Raw genomic sequence first — 20,783 nt, 5'->3', positions numbered from 1 at the left:
GGAATTGTCATTCCGTGCCCATCGCGTCGCGGCAAAGCCGCGCCGTCGAACGCGGCTGCTGGCCGCGTCGGCCGGACGCACCTCGAGGCTCGGTGCAGCTACGCTGCGCCTTGCCCGGCGCGTCAGATAACGTATTCCACTGTCCGCCGCTGCGTCTCATCCGCCATCACTGCGGCGCGCTTGTCGACGATCTGCTTGTTCAGCCGCATCACCGTCCGGCTGCCCGTTGTTTTGAACGCGAAGGGCAGGAAGCCGTGGATTACGCCCGCAAGCCCAGCGCCGATCATCGTCATGCCGAACCGCGTCGCGACGCCGAAATGCTCGGCATAGCTTTCGCCGACCGAGGCGGGGTGATCGAGGAACAGGCGGCGGAACATGGACACGGCTCCTTGTGGCATTACCCAATTCTAGCGGCGATTTGTGGCAGTATGTCGGCGGCAAGCTGGCTCAGCGTATCGTCGCGCGCGCCCATCACCACGATGCGGTCGCCGCTCTGCGCCTGGGCGGCGATCCACGCGGCGGCCGCGGCACGATCGGCGATGTGATGCGCCTGCGGCCCGATCTCGGCGACGATGTCGGCGCTCGTCACTTCGCGCGCGACGGTCCCGCCCTGATAGACCGGGTCGGGTAGCACCAGCACGTCGTCCGGGCCCAGCGCTCCCCGGAACATCGCGGTCAATTCATGCCGCATCACCTTGAGTGGTCCATAGCCATGCGGCTGGAATAGTACGAGCAAACGCCCCGGAAAGGCGTGCAGCGTCGCCAGCGTCGCCGAAATCTTGTCGGGGTTGTGCCCGAAATCGTCGATCACGCTGACGCCATGCGCTTCGCCGACCAACTCGAAGCGGCGCTTGAGCCCGGTGAACCCCTCGATCGCGCCGATCGCCTCGCCGAGAGACACCCCCGCCGCCCGCACTGCTGCCAGCGCCGCCAGCGCATTGGAGACATTATGCTGGCCCGGCACCGAAAGGCGTACCGTCTGCGTCACACCGTCCGTAACCAGATCGAAGCCGATCGCAAAGGGTTCGGGCCGCAGGTTGCGCGCGCTTAGATCGGCATTCTGTTCGACCGCAAAGGTCGCCAACATCGCCGGATCGAGTGTCGCCGCCAGCGCCGCCGTCTCGGCATCGCCGATGTTAAGGACGGTCGTCTTCGCCTTGCCCGCGAAAGCGCCGAACAGCGCGCGCAATTCCTCCAGCGACTTGTGATCGAGGCTAATGTTGTTGAGTACCGCGACTTTGGGCGTGTACAGCGCGATCGACCCGTCGCTTTCGTCCACTTCGCTGACGAAGGCATCCCCGCCGCCGACCAGGGCGCTGGCGAACGGCGCGTCGGCGCTCGCGAAATTCTTCATCACCGCGCCGTTCATCACGGTAGGCGCCCGCCCGCAGGCGTGGAGAATCCAGCCGATCATGCCGGTCACGGTCGATTTGCCGCTGGTCCCGGCCACGCCAATCGGCAGCGCGCTCTGGTTGAACAGGCGCGCGAGCAATTCCGCCCGGCTCATCCGCGCCGCGCCAACGCGCTCCGCCGCGACGATGTCGGCGACGCTCGCCTCTACCGCGGCCGACGCGACAACGATCTGCTCCGCCGACGTCACGCCCGATCCGTCCTGCGGGAAGAGCGTAACGCCCTTGGCGGCGAGGTCGGCGAACTTGGCCGGCAGCGCCCCACGGTCGAGCGTCCGGTCCGACCCCGCGACGCGCGCACCGCGCCCGGCCAGGATCATCGCCAGCGGCATCATGCCGCTGCCACCGATGCCGACGAAGAAGTAGGATTTGCCGTCGCTCATCCTGACGCGCTATCGCTCGGCGGTCGGAAGTGCAACGGAGCAGGTATGAAGATTGGCGTAGTTGCTCCCGCACGCGGCATCGACGAAGCGATCGCGGCGCGCGCGCTGGGGCTGACGGCAGTGGCGATGCCGTCGGTCGATCTGGTGTTCCACCCGCAATGTTTCCTGTCCGAAGGGCATTTTGCCGGGCCCGACACGGCGCGCGCCGCCGCCTTCCTCGAAATGGCGAACGATCCGGCGATCGATGCGATCTGGTTCGCCCGTGGCGGCTATGGCTCGAATCGCATCCTCCACGCCGTCTTGCCGCAATTGGGCGATGCGGCGCGTCGGAAAACCTATCTCGGTTATTCCGACATGGGCTTCGTGCTCGGCGCGCTGTATGCTGCCAAGATCGGGCGGCCGGTGCACGGGCCGATGATTGCGGATGTGACGCGCAGTGACGGCGGCACCGCCTTTGCGCGCAGCCTGCGCTGGCTGGTCAACAAGGATCGTTCGGTGCTCGAACCGGGCCTCAACGCCGAATTCAAGGGCCGCCCCGCCGCCGCGTTCAACCTCGCGATCCTCACCGCACTCACCGGCACGCCGTGGCTGCCCGATCTCGCCGACCATGTCTTGATGATCGAGGACGTGTCGGAGCCGCTCTACCGCATCGACCGGATGCTCTTCACAATGGTGCATGCCACGCAGTTGAAGGGAATCGCCGGGGTGCGGCTTGGGCAGGTCAGCGACGTGCAGCCCAACGATCCCCCTGGGGCGAGACGCTGGAGACGATGATCACGCGCTGGTGCGGCGAAATAGGCGTACCGTATTTGGGCCGCGCGCGGATCGAGCATGGCGCGGACAATCACGTGGTGCCGTTCGGGGTGGCTTGAATTCCGTTCGTGCTGAGCTTGTCGAAGCACTGCCCTTCTCTTGCGCGCCGACAGAATGCAGCCCTTCGACAAGCTCAGGGCGAACGGGGGGAGGGATCAAGCCACCGCCAACATCCTCGGTCCGTCATCGTCATTGGCCGGCTCCGCCTTGCGCGCCGCCGCTCCGCGACCCCGCCGAGCCCGCGCGCCGCGCCGGGGCAGCAGCCGCGCAACCACCATGCGCCAGCCCGCTGCACCCCGGCTCGCGCTCGCCACCATCACGGTGGTCAGCGCAATGTCGATATAGGCCGACACATCCCACACCAGCACCAGGGCCATGTCGAACGGCCCCGCCATCGCGAGCACTTCCGTCCCAGCGATCAGGATCACGGTCATCAGCACCAGGAAAATAAGGTGGGTCCGCGTGATCTTGCCGAGCGGCGCGACCAGCACGCGTCGCAACCAGCGCGCGACGGCGGTTTCCGGAAACCAGCGCAGCACCGCGATCGCAAAAACCACTAGCCCCGTCAGCATTGCCCCATCCCCTTTGCACTCAGATGGGGTGATGAGGTCGGGCGCGCCAGGGGGCGGGGTGACGGATCGCGCGCGCTTGCCTATATCGGCGCACCCGGCTTAAGCGCCGGGGGCAAATCCATAGAAAGACCCAGAGCCTCATGTCTGCCTTGTTCCGCATCTCGCTGCCCGACGGTTCCGTCCGTGAGGTAGCCCCGGGGACTACCCCCGCGGATGTGGCCGCCAGCATCGGGCCGGGCCTCGCCAAGGCGGCGATCGCGGCGCGGGTCGACGGCGAACTGCGCGATATCATGCGTCCGTTCGAAGGCGATGCTGCGCTCGCCTTGGTGACGGCGAAGGACGAAGCCGACGCGCTCGAACTCGCCCGCCACGATTATGCGCATGTCCTGGCGGAAGCGGTGCAGAAGCTGTTTCCCGGCACGCAGATCACCTTCGGTCCCTCGACCGATGACGGCTTCTATTACGACTTCGCACCCAAGGATCGCCCCTTCACCGACGAAGACCTCCCGGCAATCGAAGCCGAGATGCGCAAGATCATCGCCAAGGACGAGCCGCTGATCCGCGAAGTGTGGAGCCGCGCCGACCTGATCGCGCGCTGGCAGGCCGAGGGCGAGACCTTCAAGGCCGAATGGGCCGCCGAACTGCCCGAGGGCGAGGAACTGACGGTCTATCGCGCGGGCAAGGGCGAGGACGCCTGGCTCGACATGTGCCGCGGCCCGCATCTCGCCTCGACCGGCAAGCTCGATCCCAACGCCTTCAAGCTGACGCGCGTCTCGGGGGCCTATTGGCGCGGCGACCAGAAGAATGCGATGCTCAGCCGCATCTACGGCACCGGCTGGCTCAACAAGAAACAGCTCGACGCGCATCTGACGATGCTGGAGGAAGCGGCCAAGCGCGACCACCGCAAGATCGGGCAGGAAATGGACCTGTTCCACCTCCAGTCCGAAGCGCAAGGCTCGGTCTTCTGGCACCCCAAGGGCTTCATCCTGTGGCGGCAGCTCGAGGCGTATATGCGCCGTCGGCTCGACGCGGCGGGTTACCTCGAGGTCAAGACCCCGCAATTGATGGACGCGCGCCAGTGGGAGCAGTCCGGCCATTGGGGCAAGTATCGCGAGAATATGTTTGTCGTCCCCGACGAAATCCCGGGGACGGAGGATGATGCCGCGATCTTCAGCGGCACCGCCGACCTGATGGCTTTGAAGCCGATGAACTGCCCCGCGCACGTTCTGATCTTCCGTCAGGGGATCAAGAGCTACCGCGACCTGCCGATCCGCATGGCCGAATTCGGCTGCTGCCACCGCAACGAGCCGCATGGCGCGCTCCACGGCATCATGCGCGTGCGCCAGTTCACGCAGGACGATGCGCATCTCTTCGTGCGCGAGGATCAATTGGTCGCCGAGGTCCAACAATTCTGCGAATTGCTCGACAGCGTGTACCGCGATCTCGGCTTCGAGGATTATGCGGTCAAGCTGGCGCTGCGCCCCGACAAGCGCTTCGGCAGCGACGACATGTGGGACAAGGCCGAGGCAGAGCTGCGCGAGGCAGTGCTCGGATCGAAGCTCAGCGACTCGATCAAGGCCAGATTCGAGGAACTGCCGGGCGAGGGCGCCTTCTATGCGCCGAAGCTCGAATTCCACCTGACCGATGCGATCGGCCGCACTTGGCAAGTCGGCACGATCCAGTCGGATCGCGTGCTCCCCGAACGGCTCGACGCCAGCTATGTCGGCGCGGATGGCGAGCGCCACCGCCCGGTGATGCTCCACCGCGCGATTCTCGGCACGTTCGAACGCTTTCTCGGTATCCTGATCGAACATCACGCCGGGCGCTTCCCGCTGTGGCTCTCGCCGGTACAGGCGGTGGTCGCGACGATCGTCTCCGATGCCGACGATTATGCGCGCGAAGTCACTGCCAGGCTGGCGGCGGCGGGAATCCGCGTCGAAACCGACCTGCGCAATGAGAAGATCAACTACAAGGTGCGCGAACATTCGGTCGCGAAGGTCCCCAACCTGCTCGTCGTCGGCAAGCGCGAGGCCGAGGAAGGCAAGGTCGCACTGCGGCAGCTCGGGTCTGATCGGCAACAATTCCTGACGCTGGACGAGGCGATCGCGATGCTGGTGAAGGGTGCGACTCCGCCGGATTTGTGCTAATCGCATCGGATGACCGTCTTCCAGGACATCCGTAAGGGCATCATGCCCGCACGCCTCACCGTCGATCAGGTGTACGACCTGACTGCGGCTGGCGTGTTCGCGAAAGACGATCATTTCGAGCTGATCGAGGGGGAGATCGTGCCAATGGCGGCGGCAAAGGCCGATTGGCACTCGATCATGGTGTCGCGCCTTACGCGGGGCTTGGTGCCTGCCCTGCGCGGCGATGCGCGACTGTTCATTGAAGCCTCGGTCAGTCTGTCACCCGATGTTTTGGTCGAGCCGGATCTGGCCGTGTGGGACAAGAGCATCCGGCCGCGCGCTGTCCGTGGGCCAGAATTGCTACTAGTGATCGAGGTTTCCGACAGCTCGCTCGGTTACGATTTGCGCGTCAAGGCTCCGCTTTACGCGCGGCACGGCATCCGGGATTATTGGGTGGTCGATGCGGTTCGCCAGACCATTCGCGTCCATCGCCTGCCGGGCGCTTCCGGCTATGGCAGCGTCGAGGAGTATGAGGCGCACGATCCCGTGACGCCCGCTTTGTTGCCCGATGTGGCCGTCACGCTCGACGCGCTCGACTGATCTTCCAAGAACGCGGTTTATTCCCTATATTGCGCTCACAACAACCACAGGAGCTTCACCTATCCGTCCTCCCATGACCCGGCAGGCGCCGCCAATGAACGGCCCTCGCTTCAACGAATTCATTGTGTCGCCCAAGGTCCGCGTGATCGACCAGGACGGCGAAAATCTTGGCGTGATGTACACGCGCGAGGCGATGGAGCAGGCGCGCGAGGTCGGTCTCGACCTGGTCGAAGTGTCGCCCAACGCCGATCCGCCGGTCGCCAAGTTCCTCGATGTCGGCAAGTTCAAGTACGAGGCGCAGAAGAAGGCCAACCTCGCCCGCAAGAGCCAGAAGACGCAGGAGATCAAAGAGATCAAGATGCGTCCCAACATCGATGACCATGATTACGACACCAAGATGAAGAAGGTGCTCGAGTTCATCGATGAAGGCGACAAGGTGAAGATCACGCTGCGCTTCCGTGGTCGTGAATTGAGCCATGGCCAGCTCGGCATGGTCCTGCTCCAGCGGGTCCAGGCCGATGTCGCCGAGACGGCCAAGGTCGAGGCCTATCCGCGCATGGAAGGCCGTCAGATGCTGATGGTGCTCGCCCCAAAATAAAATTTTCGCGCGCCGTGGCCGCGGGTCACGGCGCGCCGCTTCGGTCCCGCCTCAGCCCCCACATTCCGTAACGTCATTTCGCCGCCGCCGGGTTGCTTGCGGTAGGGTTTCGGTGTTGCGCATGTGCATCACTCTGGCGCGCACCTCCTTCAAAAGTATGGTTTTTTGCTGGACGCCCGCGCCTGCGGGACTATGCCGCCCGGCAATACCCAAAATACGAAAAAAAGTTGGAGAGTGTTTGTAATGCGTACATCCGCGTACCTGTTGTCCGTCGCTGCCATCGCGATTTCCGCCCCCGCCTTCGCGCAGACCGCGCCCACGACCGAACCGACGACGCAAGCCGATGCGCAGGCCGGTACGCAGGCCACCACCCCCGCCGAAGTGACCCCCGCCCCGGTCGAGGAGGCCGGCGCCGACATCGTCGTCACCGCGACGCGCCGCGCCGATCGCCTCTCCAACGTGCCGATCGCGGTGTCCGCCGTCGGCCAGGCCTCGCTGCAGAATTCGGGCGGCTCCGACATCCGCGCGATCAACCAGCTCGCCCCGTCGCTGCTGATCTCCTCGACCGGCAGCGAATCGAACGCCTCGGCGCGCATCCGCGGCGTCGGCACGGTCGGCGACAATCCCGGCTTGGAAAGCTCGGTCGCGGTGTTCATCGACGGCGTGTATCGCAGCCGCACCGGCGTTGGCCTCAACGAACTGGGCGAGATCGACCGGGTCGAAGTGCTGCGCGGGCCGCAGGGTACGCTGTTCGGCCGCAACGCCTCGGCCGGTCTCATCAACATCATTACGCGCGGGCCCGAGTTCAAGTTCGGCGGCAATGCCGAAGGCACGTACGGCAATTACGACCAGAAGCGCCTCGCGCTTGGCCTGACCGGGCCGATCACCGACAGCCTCGCCTTCCGCGTCGACGGCGTCTACGTGAACCGCGACGGTTTCTACAAGAACGTGACCCCGGGCGGCGGCAGCGAGGCGCGCGTCAACGATCGCGATCGCTACTTTGTCCGCGGCCAATTGCTGTTCAAGCCCTCGGCCGACCTCAGCTTCCGCCTGATCGGCGATTATTCGCACCGCAAGGAAAGCTGCTGCGGCGCGACCTATTACAGCCAGGCGCAGACCTTCGACCCGACCGCCAACGCCGCGCAGGCGAACGGCAGCAGCGTCAACACCGATGGCGCGGTCGCCTATAGCGATGCGAACCCGATCGTCGACATCCTGCGCCGTGCTGGCGCGGTCTATCCGCTCGCGGGCAGCACCGCGAACCCGTTCAACCGCGAAGTGGCGCTGACGCCGGGCCAGACCTATCGCAACACCACGGTCGATTACGGCGGCTCGCTGCAGGCGGACTGGAACCTCGGTGGTGCGACGCTGACCTCGATCACCGCGTACCGCGAATACAAGTCTGGCAATGCCGGTGACGTCGATTACACCAATGTCGACCTCACGCACCGCGCGGCGGACGGCAACGCCTATCGCCAGTTCCGCACCTTCACGCAGGAAGCCCGCCTGCAGGGCTCGGCGTTCGACGGCAAGCTCGACTGGCTGGTCGGCGGCTTCTATTCGAACGAGCGGCTGCGCGTCGTCGATAACGCCGTGTTCGGATCGCAATACGGTTCCTTCGCCGCCTGCCGCCTGGTCGCCAACATCAGCCCGAACCCGGTGCTGCAGAACAATGCGGCCCCCGGCTGTCTCTCGCCGACCGGCCGCGCAACGATCACCGGCGCGTTCGGCGGTGCCGGGCCGCTCGCCTCGGCGGTGCTCGCCGGGCTGGATCGCCTGTCGACCGTCAACAATGTCGGCGACAATGGCTCGGTCTATCGCCAGAAGAGCGAGAACTTCGCCTTCTTCACGCACAACATCTTCCGCATCACCGACACGCTCTCGCTGACGCTCGGCGCGCGCTACACGCATGAGGCGAAGGATTTCGGCGCGAACTTCAACAACACCAACACCATCTGCCCGGTGCAGCAGGCGAACCTGTCGCCGCTGCTCGCCAGCGCGACCGTCCCTGCCGCCGCCAAGACCTATATCGGCGGCATCCTGACGCTGACCTGCACCGGCAATTCGTCCTCGTCGCTCAACGCACTCAACCTGCAGAACAATTTCGGCGAGGGGAAGGTGACGGGCACGGCGGTCCTGTCGTGGAAGCCGATTCCGAGCCTGCTGACCTACGCGTCCTACGCACGCGGCTATAAGGCCGGCGGCTACAACCTCGATCGCTCGCCGCTGGGCGGGGCGACCGGCGTATTCAGCCCGCGCACCAATGCCGATGCGTCGGCGCTGAAGTTCGATGCGGAGACGGTCAACAGCTACGAACTGGGTGCCAAGTTCAAGACGCGCGGGTTCACCCTAAACGTCGCGGCGTTCCGTTCGGAATTCCAGAACTTCCAGCTGAACACCTTCAACGGCTCGGTCTTCGTCGTGCAGAACATTCAGGGCTGCTCGACCAGCCTGAACGGCGGGGACACCGACAATCTGGCGGCAACCGGCCAGTGCACCGGCCGCGCCAATAAGCCCGGCGTGATCTCGCAGGGTGTCGAACTCGAAGCGACGATGACCCCGATCCGTCAGTTGCAGGTGACGGCGGGCTACACCTATGCCGACACCAAGTTCGCGCGGAACCTGGTCGGCAATTCGGCTGGTGCCCCGCTCGATCCGGCGCTGTTCCTGCTGCCGGGGAGCCAGATGTCGAACGCGCCGAAGCACGTCGTCACCAGCTCGGTCGCCTGGACGCCGGAGCTCGGCTCGAACGGCCTGTCGGGCCTGGTCTATGTCGATAGCCGCCTGACCTCGGACTATAACACCGGGTCCGACCTTGCGCGGGAGAAGAAGCAGGACGGCTTCGCTTTGGTCAACGCGCGCATCGGTCTGCGCGGGCGTGACCAGCTCTGGGCAATCGAATTGTGGTCGCAGAACGTGTTCAACAAGCAGTACATTCAGGTTGCGTTCAATAGCCCGTTCCAAGGCGCCGGCTCCTCCGCCAATGTCGCGGCGTTCGGCGGCACCGGGAACGCGCTCTATTCGGCGTACCTCGCCGAGCCGCGCACCTACGGCCTCACGCTGCGCTCGCGCTTCTGAGCTAGGGCGCAAGAACGAAAAACGGCCCGTCCCTCGGATCGAGGGGCGGGTCGTTTTCGGTTCGACGGCGGCATTCGCCCGATCTTCGCAATTCGCTCGGCTTACGCGCCCCACAGTTTATATGATGGCGGATCGTCAGAGTTTACGGTCGCAATGAATTATCGCCATTCCTTCCATGCCGGCAACAGCGCCGATGTCGTGAAGCACTGCCTGCTGATCGCCCTGGTGCGGGCCCTGCAGCAAAAACCGGGCGCGTTGACGCTGATCGACACCCATGCCGGTTGCGGCGTGTATGACCTTGGCGGCGAACAGGCCCAACGTACCGGCGAGGCCACGCAGGGCGTGCTGCTGGTCCTTCCCGACACGAACCCGCTGCTCGATGATTATCGCGCTGCCATAAAGACGGTGAATGTTGGAACGGAACAGCATTTCTACCCCGGCTCGCCCCGGATCCTGGCGCAGCTGCTACGCCCGCAGGACTTTCTGATCCTGAACGAAAAACATCCCGAGGACGCCTACACCTTGCGTGGTGCGATGCGCGGCACACCCGCTGCCGTGCATGAACGCGATGCGTACGAATTCTGGCTGGCGATGCTCCCGTCCCGAACGCCGCGCGGCGTGGTGGTGGTCGATCCGCCGTACGAACAGACCGACGAACGCGCACGAATCACCGCTACGCTCGCCGCGGCACACCGCAAATGGGCGCACGGTGTGACGGTGATCTGGTATCCGCTGAAAGACCGCGCCACGCATTCGCGGTGGAAGGACCAGTTGCGCAAGCTCGGCATTCCCAAATTTCTGAGCATCGAGCACTGGTTGTACGATCACGACCAGCCCGACATCTACAACGGCGCGGGCCTTTACATCGTCAATCCGCCTTACGCCTTCATGCAAGCACTGCCGCCCCTGCTGGAGGCGCTGCGCGCCGCGCTGGCGCCTGATGGGCATAAAGGCGAGCTCACCTCCGAATGGGTCAGCGCTTGAAGGAAACCGCCGTCACGCCTTTCTAAAAAGGCGCAGCAGCACGCTAGGCCGGCGGCTGCCACAGCTCTACCGCATTGCCCTCGGGGTCATGAATCCGCGCGAAACGACCGGTGCTGGGATCGTCCCACTCGGCCCGCGTCTCGACTGCGATGCCCGCGGCGGTCAGTGTTGCGATCAGCCCGTCGATCTCGCTCACGCGCAGGTTGAGCATGAACTGCTTGTCCGCCGCGAAATAGTCGGTGTCGACCTTGAACGGCGCGAAGATCACCGGGCCGCCCTGCGTTTCCCAAAACCACGGATCGGGTGTCGCGCCGGGGTTGGCGGTGCAGCCCGCGCCGATGCCGAGATACGTCTTGTACCATGCCGACAAAGCATCGGGATCGTGACTGCGAAAGAAAAGTCCGCCAATTCCAAGTACCGGCATGTCACTTTCCCCCCTTAAGCTGCGTCCGCCATCCTCTCACCTGCGGCTGCCCCAAGCAAGCGCCGTTCGATTGTCTTCAACCGCGTCGCCGCTGCAATCTTGTCGCCGGTCAGATCGGTCAGATAGAAAGTATCGACCGCGCGCTCGCCGTACGTGGCGACATGCGCTGAGTGGATCGTTACCTTCGACTGAAACAGCGCATGCGCCAATTGGTGCAGCAACGCGGGCCGGTCGCGCGCATTGATTTCGATCACGGTGAAGCGGTTCGACGCCTTGTTGTCGATCAGCACGTTGGGTGCGATCGCGAACGCCTCGGCACGCGGGCGGGGCAGGGGCTTGGCCATCAGCCGGTCGATCATTTTGCCGCGATTGGCCAGCGCATCCTCGATCGCCTGCTTCAACCGCGCGAGCTGCGACGCCTCGGCAAAGGGCCGCCCGAACGGGTCCTGCACCAGGAAATTGTCGAGCGCCATGCCGTCGCGCGTGGTGTGGATGCGCGCATCGATGATGTTGCCGCCTGCCACGCTGATCGCGCCGGCAATGCGGTAGAACAGGCCCGGATGGTCGGCGGCATAGATCGTCACCAGCGTCGCGCCGCGTTCGGGATAGACTTGCGCCGCGATCGAAAGCTGCGCGTCGCCGGCGTCGGCGATCAGGCGCGCATTGGCGGCGATCACGTCCTCGGGCTCGGCCACCCAATAGGGCTCTGGCAGTCGCCGCACCAGCCGATCGAACGCCGCCGCATCCCAGCCGAGCATCGCCTGCAGCGCCTCCTGCTTGGCCGCGATCCGCTCGCCCCGCCCGCGCTGCTTGTGGCCCAGTCGGAGCACTTCCTCGGCCGCTTCGTACAGGTCGGACAGCAATTGCCGTTTCCACCCGTTCCACACCCCGGGGCCAACCGCGCGGATGTCGACCACCGTCAGCACCAGCAGCAAACGTAGCCGTTCAGGGCTCTGCACGATCTCGGCGAAGTCGAGGATCGTCTTGAAATCCGACAGGTCGCGCTTGAATGCCGTCGCCGACATCAGCAGATGCGCGCGCACCAGCCACGCGACCGTCTCGGTCTCGGCGGGCGAGAGGCCGAAGCGTGGGGCCAGTTTATGCGCGACCTCGGCACCCAGCACCGAATGATCCCCGCCGCGCCCCTTTGCGATATCGTGCAGCAGCACCGCAACATACAGCGCGCGCCGCGACACGATCTGCTTTAGGATCGCGGTGGACAGTGGATGGTCGGCATCCAGATCGCCATGTTCGATCTTGGAGAGCAGACCGATCGCGCGGATCGTATGCTCGTCGACCGTGTAGTGATGGTACATGTCGAACTGCATCTGCGCGACGACGCGGCCGAAATCGGGCACGAAGCGGCCGAACACCCCCGCCTCGTTCATCCAGCGCAGCACCGTCTCCGGGTCGCGCGGGCTGGTCAGCACGTCGAGGAACAAAGCGTTCGCGGTCGGGTCCTGCCGGATATCGTCGGCGAGCTTGGCATCGCGCGCGGCCGTGCGCATCGTTTGCGGGTGGATCTCCAGGCCATGCTTGTCGGCCAGCGCGAAAAGTTCGAGCAGGCGCACCGGTCGGGCGCGAAAAAAGTCGTCGCCCGGAATGGCCAGCCGCCCGCGATCGATCAGGAATCCGTTCAATTTGCGCGGGCTCCGCCGCAACATCGGCAGCCCGAACCGCCGCCCCCGCGCCGCGAACTTCTGGTCGAGATGCGCCAAGAAAACCCCGGTCAAATCCCCCGCCGTCCGCGCCTGCAGGAAGTAATAGTGCATGAAGCGCTCGACCTTGGATTTGCCGGGCCGGTCGGCAAAGCGCATCCGCTCAGCAATCTCGCGCTGCAGGTCGAAGGTCAGCCGGTCCTCGGCGCGGCCGGAAATGGCGTGGAGGTGGCAGCGCACCGCCCACAGGAAATTCTCGGCGCGGTGGAACTGCCGATATTCGTCGCGGCTGAGCAGACCCGCTTCGACCAATTGCGCCGGCTCGCTGACGTTATAGGCATATTTGCCGATCCAGAAGAGCGTGTGCAGGTCGCGCAGGCCGCCCTTCGCTTCCTTGACGTTGGGTTCGACGACATAGCGCGTGTCGCCCATCTTGCGGTGGCGCACGTCGCGTTCGGCGAGCTTGTCGGCGATGAACTGCCGCGCGGTATCGGCCTGTACCTCGGCCTTGAAACGCCGCGCCGCCTCTTCGTACAGCGCCGTGTCGCCCCAGACATAGCGCGCCTCCAGCAACGCGGTGCGGATCGTTACGTCGCTCTTCGCCTGGCGCACCATCTCGTCGAGCGAACGGCTGCTATGGCCGACCTTGAGGCCCAGATCCCAAAGCGCATAGAGCATGGTCTCGATCACTTGCTCGGCCCAGCCGGTCTGTTTCCACGGGGTGAGGAAACCGATGTCGAGATCGGAATAGGCCGCCATCTCGCCGCGGCCATAACCGCCGACCGCAATGATCGTCAGCCGTTCCGCCGCCGTGGGATTGCTGTTCGGGTAGAGCCGCTGCACCGTGAAATCGTAGATCAGTCGCAGCAATTGGTCGGTCAGAAACGCCTGCGCTGCTGCGATCTCCAGCCCGCGCGAAGGATGCTCGATCAAGCGCCGCGCGATCTCCGCACGGCCCGCGTCGAGCGCGGTCTTCAGCAGCGCGGTCGCGCCACTGCGCAACGCGGCCTTGTCCCCCTCAAGTGCGGCAAGCGCATCAGCAAGGGAGCGCCGGTCGATGATCGCGCGGCGCTGCGGAACGGAATCGAAGCGGGAGGACATGCCCCGCAGATAGGCCGTCCGCGCGCCCGCGTCCACGTGGCGCGGCTAGGGCTTCCCCTCCCGCGCGAGTGCCTTCAGGCGGTACAGCACGTCGAGCGCCTCGCGCGGGGTAAGGGCATCGACGTCGAGCGTCTCTACCTCCGCCCGGATCGCGTCGCATTCCTGTTCAGCAACCTCCATCGCCGCGGCGAACAAGGGCAGGTCATCCAGCCCCGCTGCCAGCCCACCGGTCTTGGCACGCCCGGCCTCAAGCTTGTTCAGTACCGCTTTTGCGCGCGCGATCGTTGCTGGCGGCAAGCCAGCCAGCCGCGCCACCGCCAGACCATAACTGCGGTCGGCCGGCCCCTCGGACACCTCATGCAGCAGCACCAATTCGCCCTTCCATTCCCGCGCGCGGACATGGTGGAGTGTCAGTGCATCACAGCGTTCGGAAAGGCGCGTCAGCTCGTGATAATGCGTGGCGAACAGGCAGCGGCAGCGATTGTCCTCATGGATCGCCTCGACCACGGCCCAGGCGATCGCGAGCCCGTCATAGGTCGATGTGCCGCGCCCGACCTCGTCGAGGATCACGAAGCTGCGCGGCGTCGCTTGCGCCAGGATCGCGGCGGTCTCCACCATCTCGACCATGAAGGTCGAACGCCCGCGCGCAAGGTTGTCGGACGCGCCGACGCGGCTGAACAAGCGATCGACCAAGCCCAATTTGGCCGAGGTCGCGGGCACATAACTACCCGCCTGCGCCAGCACCGCAATCGCGGCATTCTGCCGCAGGAAGGTCGATTTGCCGCCCATGTTCGGACCCGTCACGAGCCACAGCCGCGAATCCTCCGACAGGCGGCAGTCGTTCGCGACGAAGCGCTCCCCGCGCTTGGCCAGCGCATCTTCGACCACGGGATGCCGCCCGCCGACGATCTCGAAACAGGCATGATCGACCAGGGCCGGCCGGGCCCAGCCGCCTTCGGTCGCACGCTCGGCAAGTCCCGCCGCGACATCGAGACGTGCGAGCGCATCGGCGGTCGCGGCGATGCTCTCGCGCCGGTCGAGCGCCGCTTCGATCAGATCTTCGAGATGCGCGGCTTCGGCCGCCAGCGCATGGGCGCCCGCCTGCGTCACCTTGGCGGCGATGTCGTGCAGCTCAGGCGCGTTGAAGCGCACCGCCCCCGCCATCGTCTGGCGGTGGGTGAAGCCGCTGTCGGGCTTCATCAGCCCATCGGCAAAGCGCGCGGGCACCTCGATATGATAGCCGAGCACGCCATTATGACGGATCTTCAACGCGGCAACGCCGGTGCGCGTGCGATACTCGGCTTCCAGCACAGCAATCGCCCGCCTGCCGCCCGCGCCCGCATCGCGCAGATCGTCGAGGGCCGCGTCATAGCCCGGCGCGATATAACCGCCATCCGACGCATCGATCGGCGGCGAGGGTACCAGCGCGCGCGTCAGCAGATCGATCAACGCGCCATGTCCGCGCAAAGCGGGGGCAAGCTCGGCAAGCAGGGCAGGGGCACGCTCGATCTTGCTCAGCCGCTCGCCCAGCCGCCACGCACCGTCGAGCCCGTCGCGAAGTTGTCCGAGATCGCGCGGGGATCCGCGCCCCGCCGCGAGCCGCCCGAGCGCGCGGCCAATATCCGCCAGACTGCGCAGCGTACCCCGGAGCGAACCGCGCAAGCCGGAGTCCTCCGCCAGCAACGTCACCAGGTCGAGCCGCGCCTCGATCCGCGCACGGTCCATCAGCGGCGCGCCGATATCGGCGGCGAGCAACCGCGCGCCCGCGGCTGTCACGGTGCGATCGACCGCGTCAAGCAAGCTCCCCCTGCGCGCGCCGGTGGTCGTTTGCGTCAGTTCCAGACTCTCGCGCGTCGCGGCATCGATCGCCATTTGCTGCGCAGCAGAGTGCACGCGGGGCGGGCGCAAAAACGGAAGCGCGCCCTTGGCAGTGTGATCAAGATAGGCGACCAGCCCACCCGCCGCAGCCAGCGCCGCGCGGCTGAACTGCCCGAACCCGTCGAGCGTCGCGACGGCGTACACGTCGCGCAGCCGCGCCTCGCCGCGCGCACTGTCGAAATCGCTCTTCGGACGCAGCATCGTTGTTGCGTCGGCAAAGGCAGTCGCCTCCGACGCAATCGTTTCGGCCGGGGCGAGCCGCGCCAGTTCGGCCCCAAGCCCCGTCGCATCGCATTCGATCAGTTCGAACCGGCCGGTTGAAATGTCGGCGGCCGCGACCGCCACCCCGCCGCCCGCCTCGCCGATCGCGACGCACCAATTTGCGGCGCGTGCATCGAGCAGCGCTTCCTCGGTCAGCGTGCCTGCGGTCACCACGCGGACGATCGCGCGCGACACCAATGTCTTGCCCGCGCGCTTCTTGGCTTCAGCCGGGCTTTCGGTCTGTTCGGCAATCGCGACGCGGTGTCCGGCCTTGATCAGCCGCGCGAGATAGGCGTCGGCGGCATGCACCGGCACGCCGCACATCGGGATCGGGGCGCCATCATGTTCGCCGCGCGCAGTCAGTGCGATATCGAGCACGGCGGCTGCGATTTTCGCGTCATCGAAGAACAATTCGAAGAAATCGCCCATGCGGTAGAACAACAGGCAATCGCGCGCCTCGGCTTTCAGCGTCAGGTATTGCGCCATCATCGGAGTAGGAGCGGGGGCGGACATCGTGCTCGTGATACAGGTTGGACCGCTGGGTTCAAGCGAGGGGTGGAACAGCAGCCCGCCTCCCCTTAAAGGCAAAGGCAAGACCGGAAGGGTTACCCCATGTCAGAAGATTCCAACGTCCAGTTTTCCGAGCGCGAGGCGCTGCTGTTCCATTCGGAGGGGCGGCCCGGCAAGATCGAGATCATCGCGTCGAAGCCAATGGCGACGCAGCGCGATCTGGCGCTCGCCTATTCGCCCGGCGTCGCGGTGCCCGTGCTGGCGATCGCCGCCGACCCCGCCACGGCCTATGATTACACCGCCAAGGGCAATCTCGTCGCGGTCATCTCGAACGGCACGGCGATCCTGGGGCTCGGCAATCTCGGCGCACTCGCCTCCAAGCCAGTGATGGAGGGCAAGGCGGTCCTGTTCAAACGCTTTGCTGACGTCGATGCGATCGACATCGAACTGAAGACCGAAGATGCCGACCGGCTGATCGACGCGATCGAGCTGATGGAGCCGAGCTTTGGCGGGATCAATCTGGAGGACATCAAGTCCCCCGAATGCTTCATCATCGAGCAGACGTTGCGCGCCCGGATGAACATCCCGGTGTTCCATGACGATCAGCACGGCACCGCGATCATCTGCGCGGCGGGGCTGATCAACGCGCTGTTCCTAACGGGGCGCGACATCAAGGACACGCGCGTCGTGATGAACGGCGCGGGCGCGGCGGCCATTGCGTGCGCCGAGCTGATCAAGGCGATGGGCCTGCCCGCCGACCAGCTCGTCATGGTCGATCGCACCGGCATCATCTACCAGGGCCGCGAAGGTGTGAACCAGTGGCAGTCGGCCCATGCGGTGAGCACCACAAAGCGCACGCTGACAGAGGCGCTAGACGGCGCGGATGTCTTCATCGGCCTGTCGGCAGCGGGCGCGCTGCCGGCGTCGGATCTGATGAAGATGGCGCCGAAGCCGATCATTTTCGCGATGGCCAATCCGGACCCGGAAATCACCCCGCCCGAGGCCCGTGCAGCGCGCCCCGACGCGATCATCGCGACGGGGCGCTCGGATTATCCGAACCAGGTCAACAATGTTCTCGGCTTTCCGTTCATCTTCCGCGGTGCGCTCGATGTGCGCGCCACCACGATCAACGATGAAATGAAGATCGCCGCCGCCAACGCGCTCGCTGCCCTCGCGCGCCAGCAGGTGCCCGAGGAAGTCGCGGTTGCGTATGGCGTGCGCCACAGCTTCGGCCCGGACTACATCATTCCCGCGCCGTTCGACCCGCGCCTCATGGAAATCGTGCCGGTCGCGGTCGCCAAGGCGGCGATGGATTCGGGCGTCGCGACCAAGCCGATTCTCGATCTCGAAGCCTATCGCCAGCAATTGAAGGCGCGACTCAACCCGACCACCTCGGTCCTGACGCTCGCCTATGAAGGTGCGCGCGCGCATCCCAAGCGCGTGCTGTTTGCCGAGGGCGAAGAGGAAGTCGTGCTGCGCGCGGCGATCGCGTTCAAGGATGGCGGGTACGGTACGCCGGTGCTGGTCGGGCGCGACGATGTGCCGGACCGGTTGCGCGCGCTCGGCGTGACCGACCCCGAAAGCTACGAACTGCACAACAGCCGCAATTCGCCGCTCGTGCCCCGCATGGTCGATTTCCTCTACAGCCGGTTGCAACGGCGCGGCTATCTGCGGCGCGATTGCGAGCGGATGATCAACCAGGATCGCAACATCTTCGGCGCCGTGATGCTGCAATTGGGCGAAGCCGACACGATGATCACCGGCATCACGCGCACCTATGCGCACACCATGCGCGAAATCCGCAAGGTGATCGATCCCGAGATCGGCCGCACGCCGTTCGGCATCCACGTGATGGTCGGCCAGACGCACACCGTGTTCATGGCCGACACGACGATCAACGAGCGACCCAATGCCGAGGAACTGGCCGACATCGCCGAGGGCACCGCTTTGGTCGCCAAACGCATGGGCCACGAACCGCGCGTCGCGTTTCTTAGCTATTCGACCTTTGGCAATCCCGAGGGCAATTGGCTGGAGAGCATTCGTGCGGCGGTGAAAGTGCTCGACGCGCGCAAGGTCAGCTTCGAATATGAAGGCGAGATGGCGCCCGACGTAGCGCTCAATCCCCAGCAGCTCGCCAATTATCCCTTCGCGCGACTGTCGGGGCCAGCCAACGTGCTGATCCTGCCGGGGCTTCAATCCGCCAACATTTCGGCCAAGCTGCTGCGCGAATTGGGTGGCGATGCGGTCATCGGGCCGATGCTGATCGGCATGGAAAAGAGCGTGCAGATCGCGCCGATGACAAGCACGGCCAGCGAATTGGTGACGCTAGCGGTGCTCGCGGCGGGCGGCATTGCGCGCTAAGCCTTTATGAAGGCATAACCGATCGCAAGACGGGGGCTGACACCCGCGCAGAATCGGGTGACGGAGCATGGGCGGGTTCGATCAACTGCAGACGTACATGCCGCACGGTATGTGCCTGTTGTGGAAGCCGGAATTGATGTTGCTGCACATCTCTTCCGATGCGCTGATCGCGGCTGCCTATTTTGTCATTCCGATCGGCATTGCGCGGTTCGTGCGGAATCGGCACGATCTCGATCCGTCGCATCGTTCGGCGGCGCTGTTGTTCGCAGCCTTTATCGGCCTGTGCGGCTTCACCCACGTCGCCGCGATCGTGACCTTATGGTACCCGTTTTATGTGACGGAAGGCTGGCTGAAGGCGGCAACGGCAGTGGTTTCGGTCGCGACTGCCACGCTCGTGCTCACCATCGTGCCACAGTTGCTGCGCCTGCCATCGCCCAGGACGCTGCAACGGGAAATCGATCAACATCGTGCGACGCTTGCCGAACTCACCGCCGCGCGCGCCGAATTGGCGCAACGCGTCACCGCGACCGAGGATGAACTGCACCAGGTTGAGGAAAGTTACGCGTTGGCGGACAATCTGCTCGGCGCGGTGATCAACACCATCCCCGGGCTGATCTACGCCAAGGATATGGCTGGCCGGGTGACGATGGCCAATCGCACCACGCTGGAACTGATCGGAAAGCCGTGGTCGGAGGTACGTGGCCAGACCGACCTCGACTTCCTGGAGGACAAGGATAAGGCGATCGCCGTGATGGCGAATGACCGCAATGTGCTGGAGTTCGAACGCTCGCACGAGCTCGAGGAGTTGGTCGATCACCCGACCAAGGGTCCGCGGATCTTCCTGTCGACCAAGCGCCCCCTGCGCGACGCCGCCGGTGCGGTTACGGGGATCGTCGGCATGTCGCTCGACATAACCGATCGCAAGCGTGTCGAGGCGCAGATCAACCAATCTTCCCGCGTGTCTGCAATGGGTGACATGGCGAGCGCCTTGGCGCACGAACTCAATCAACCGCTCGGCGCGATTTCGATGTATCTGGAGGGCGTCAAGATTGCCCTGCTGCGCGATGCGCCGACGCACCCTGCGCTGAAACCCGTCGAGCTGGCGCGCGAACAATCGCTGCGCGCGGGCGATATCATTCGCCGCCTGCGCGCCTTCGTATCGGGCGGTGACAAGGTCAGGCGCCCCGAAAGCGTTGCGGAGGTGGTCGATGATGCGTGCCGCCTGGGCCTGCTTGGTGCTGGAGATATCAACATCCAGACCGTGATCGAGCATGAATCGCGTGATATTCGCGCGGTGATGGACAAGATCGAAATCCAGCAAGTCGTCGTCAATCTCGTCCGGAACGCGGTCGAGGCGACACCGCCGCATGGCCGCAACAAGATTACCATCCGCACCGGTCGGGACGGCCAATCCAACGCCTTCGTCGCGGTCGAGGACGAGGGAGGCGGTTTCAGCGAGGAAACGCGCGCAATCCTGTTCGAGCCGTTCAAGAGTACCAAAGGAACCAAGGGTATGGGGGTCGGGTTGTCGCTGTGCCGCACGATCGTCGAATCGCACGGCGGTACAATTCGCGGTGAAACGAATGCACGGGTCGGCGCGACCTTTTCGTTTTTGCTACCTTTGGCCTTGCAGGATGAGGCGTAACAATGCCGGGCACGCCAATCTATATCGTCGATGACGATCAGCCGACGCTGACATCGCTCTGCTACGTTCTGGAAGTGATGGGCTATACCGTGACCGGATTCGGTTCGGCGGCCGCTTTCCTCGATCAATGGCAGGAGGCCGCGGGCGGCATCCTGATCTCCGATATCCGGATGCCGGGGCTCGATGGCATTTCGCTTACCCGCCGCTTGCGCGAACTTGGTGCCACGCTGCCGATCATTCTCGTATCGGGCCACACCGACGCGATGATCCGCCGCGACGCGATCGATGCGGGCGCGTTGGTCGTGCTCGAGAAGCCGTTCGACGTGCAGCTGCTCATCGCCGAACTCGAGCGGCTGGTTCAGCCTCGCTGAGGGCGAACCTT

The 20,783-nt window shown here is 65.1% G+C and carries 14 protein-coding genes and 1 pseudogene; 9 read left to right on the top strand and 6 right to left on the bottom strand.

The features are described 5' to 3' along the window. Positions 1 to 122: 122 nt before the first annotated feature. Together AB5I39_RS05155 and AB5I39_RS05150 are read right to left on the bottom strand one after the other, a co-directional pair. The gene (locus AB5I39_RS05155) at positions 123 to 377 is read right to left on the bottom strand and encodes a DUF6356 family protein (RefSeq protein WP_404372022.1); all 255 of its coding nucleotides are present in this window, start codon (positions 375 to 377) and stop codon (positions 123 to 125) included. A 20-nt stretch (positions 378 to 397) separates the two neighbouring features. After that, the gene (locus AB5I39_RS05150) at positions 398 to 1,792 is read right to left on the bottom strand and encodes a glutamate ligase domain-containing protein (RefSeq protein ID WP_404372020.1); all 1,395 of its coding nucleotides are present in this window, start codon (positions 1,790 to 1,792) and stop codon (positions 398 to 400) included. 45 nt (positions 1,793 to 1,837) lie between these two features. Between AB5I39_RS05150 and AB5I39_RS05145 the strand changes: the two are divergent. Further along, positions 1,838 to 2,664 (top strand): annotated as a pseudogene (locus AB5I39_RS05145) (LD-carboxypeptidase). A 96-nt stretch (positions 2,665 to 2,760) separates the two neighbouring features. Here the strand turns inward: AB5I39_RS05145 and AB5I39_RS05140 are convergent. Continuing rightward, a complete protein-coding gene (locus AB5I39_RS05140) occupies positions 2,761 to 3,177 on the bottom strand; it encodes a hypothetical protein (protein WP_404372018.1) in 417 nt (138 codons plus the stop codon). A 140-nt stretch (positions 3,178 to 3,317) separates the two neighbouring features. On the opposite strand from AB5I39_RS05140, the gene thrS reads away from it, so the two are divergent. The 5 genes from thrS to AB5I39_RS05115 all read left to right on the top strand — a co-directional run bounded on the left by thrS (position 3,318) and on the right by AB5I39_RS05115 (position 10,563). Next, complete coding sequence (gene thrS / locus AB5I39_RS05135) at positions 3,318 to 5,324, top strand: threonine--tRNA ligase (protein WP_404372016.1); 2,007 nt, start codon at positions 3,318 to 3,320, stop codon at positions 5,322 to 5,324. 9 nt (positions 5,325 to 5,333) lie between these two features. Next, complete coding sequence (locus tag AB5I39_RS05130; protein ID WP_404372014.1) at positions 5,334 to 5,903, top strand: Uma2 family endonuclease; 570 nt, start codon at positions 5,334 to 5,336, stop codon at positions 5,901 to 5,903. A 73-nt stretch (positions 5,904 to 5,976) separates the two neighbouring features. Further along, a complete protein-coding gene (gene infC / locus AB5I39_RS05125) occupies positions 5,977 to 6,501 on the top strand; it encodes a translation initiation factor IF-3 (protein WP_037492586.1) in 525 nt (174 codons plus the stop codon). 243 nt (positions 6,502 to 6,744) lie between these two features. Next, positions 6,745 to 9,579 carry a TonB-dependent receptor domain-containing protein gene (locus AB5I39_RS05120; RefSeq protein ID WP_404372011.1) on the top strand — a complete coding sequence of 945 codons (2,835 nt, stop codon included), beginning with the start codon at positions 6,745 to 6,747 and terminating at the stop codon, positions 9,577 to 9,579. Between the two features lie 153 nt (positions 9,580 to 9,732). Beyond that, positions 9,733 to 10,563 carry a 23S rRNA (adenine(2030)-N(6))-methyltransferase RlmJ gene (locus tag AB5I39_RS05115; protein WP_404372008.1) on the top strand — a complete coding sequence of 277 codons (831 nt, stop codon included), beginning with the start codon at positions 9,733 to 9,735 and terminating at the stop codon, positions 10,561 to 10,563. 43 nt (positions 10,564 to 10,606) lie between these two features. Here AB5I39_RS05115 and AB5I39_RS05110 read toward each other — a convergent pair whose 3' ends face one another. Genes AB5I39_RS05110 through mutS form a run of 3 tightly spaced genes read right to left on the bottom strand, consistent with a single transcriptional unit; the run spans position 10,607 to position 16,374 of the window. After that, positions 10,607 to 10,987, bottom strand: a complete 381-nt coding sequence (locus AB5I39_RS05110) for a VOC family protein (protein WP_404372005.1) — start codon at positions 10,985 to 10,987, stop codon at positions 10,607 to 10,609. Between the two features lie 14 nt (positions 10,988 to 11,001). Beyond that, positions 11,002 to 13,746 (bottom strand): [protein-PII] uridylyltransferase, encoded by a 2,745-nt coding sequence (locus AB5I39_RS05105; RefSeq protein WP_404372002.1) that lies wholly within the window; start codon positions 13,744 to 13,746, stop codon positions 11,002 to 11,004. A gap of 45 nt (positions 13,747 to 13,791) precedes the next feature. Then, positions 13,792 to 16,374 carry a DNA mismatch repair protein MutS gene (gene mutS / locus AB5I39_RS05100; protein ID WP_404374016.1) on the bottom strand — a complete coding sequence of 861 codons (2,583 nt, stop codon included), beginning with the start codon at positions 16,372 to 16,374 and terminating at the stop codon, positions 13,792 to 13,794. Positions 16,375 to 16,497: 123 nt separating this feature from the next. Here mutS and AB5I39_RS05095 point away from each other — a divergent pair, with 123 nt between their 5' ends. The 3 genes from AB5I39_RS05095 (at position 16,498) to AB5I39_RS05085 (ending at position 20,772) form a co-directional block, all read left to right on the top strand. Continuing rightward, complete coding sequence (locus AB5I39_RS05095) at positions 16,498 to 18,756, top strand: NADP-dependent malic enzyme (protein ID WP_404371999.1); 2,259 nt, start codon at positions 16,498 to 16,500, stop codon at positions 18,754 to 18,756. Positions 18,757 to 18,823: 67 nt separating this feature from the next. Next, the gene (locus AB5I39_RS05090) at positions 18,824 to 20,401 is read left to right on the top strand and encodes an ATP-binding protein (RefSeq protein ID WP_404371996.1); all 1,578 of its coding nucleotides are present in this window, start codon (positions 18,824 to 18,826) and stop codon (positions 20,399 to 20,401) included. A 2-nt stretch (positions 20,402 to 20,403) separates the two neighbouring features. Continuing rightward, on the top strand, positions 20,404 to 20,772 hold the full coding sequence (locus tag AB5I39_RS05085; protein WP_404371994.1) for a response regulator: 369 nt from the start codon (positions 20,404 to 20,406) through the stop codon (positions 20,770 to 20,772). Positions 20,773 to 20,783 lie beyond the last annotated feature (11 nt).

Source organism: Sphingomonas sp. MMS24-J45, from assembly GCF_044881195.1.
Lineage (GTDB): Bacteria > Pseudomonadota > Alphaproteobacteria > Sphingomonadales > Sphingomonadaceae > Sphingomonas.
This window is presented reverse-complemented; position numbering and strand designations above follow the sequence as displayed.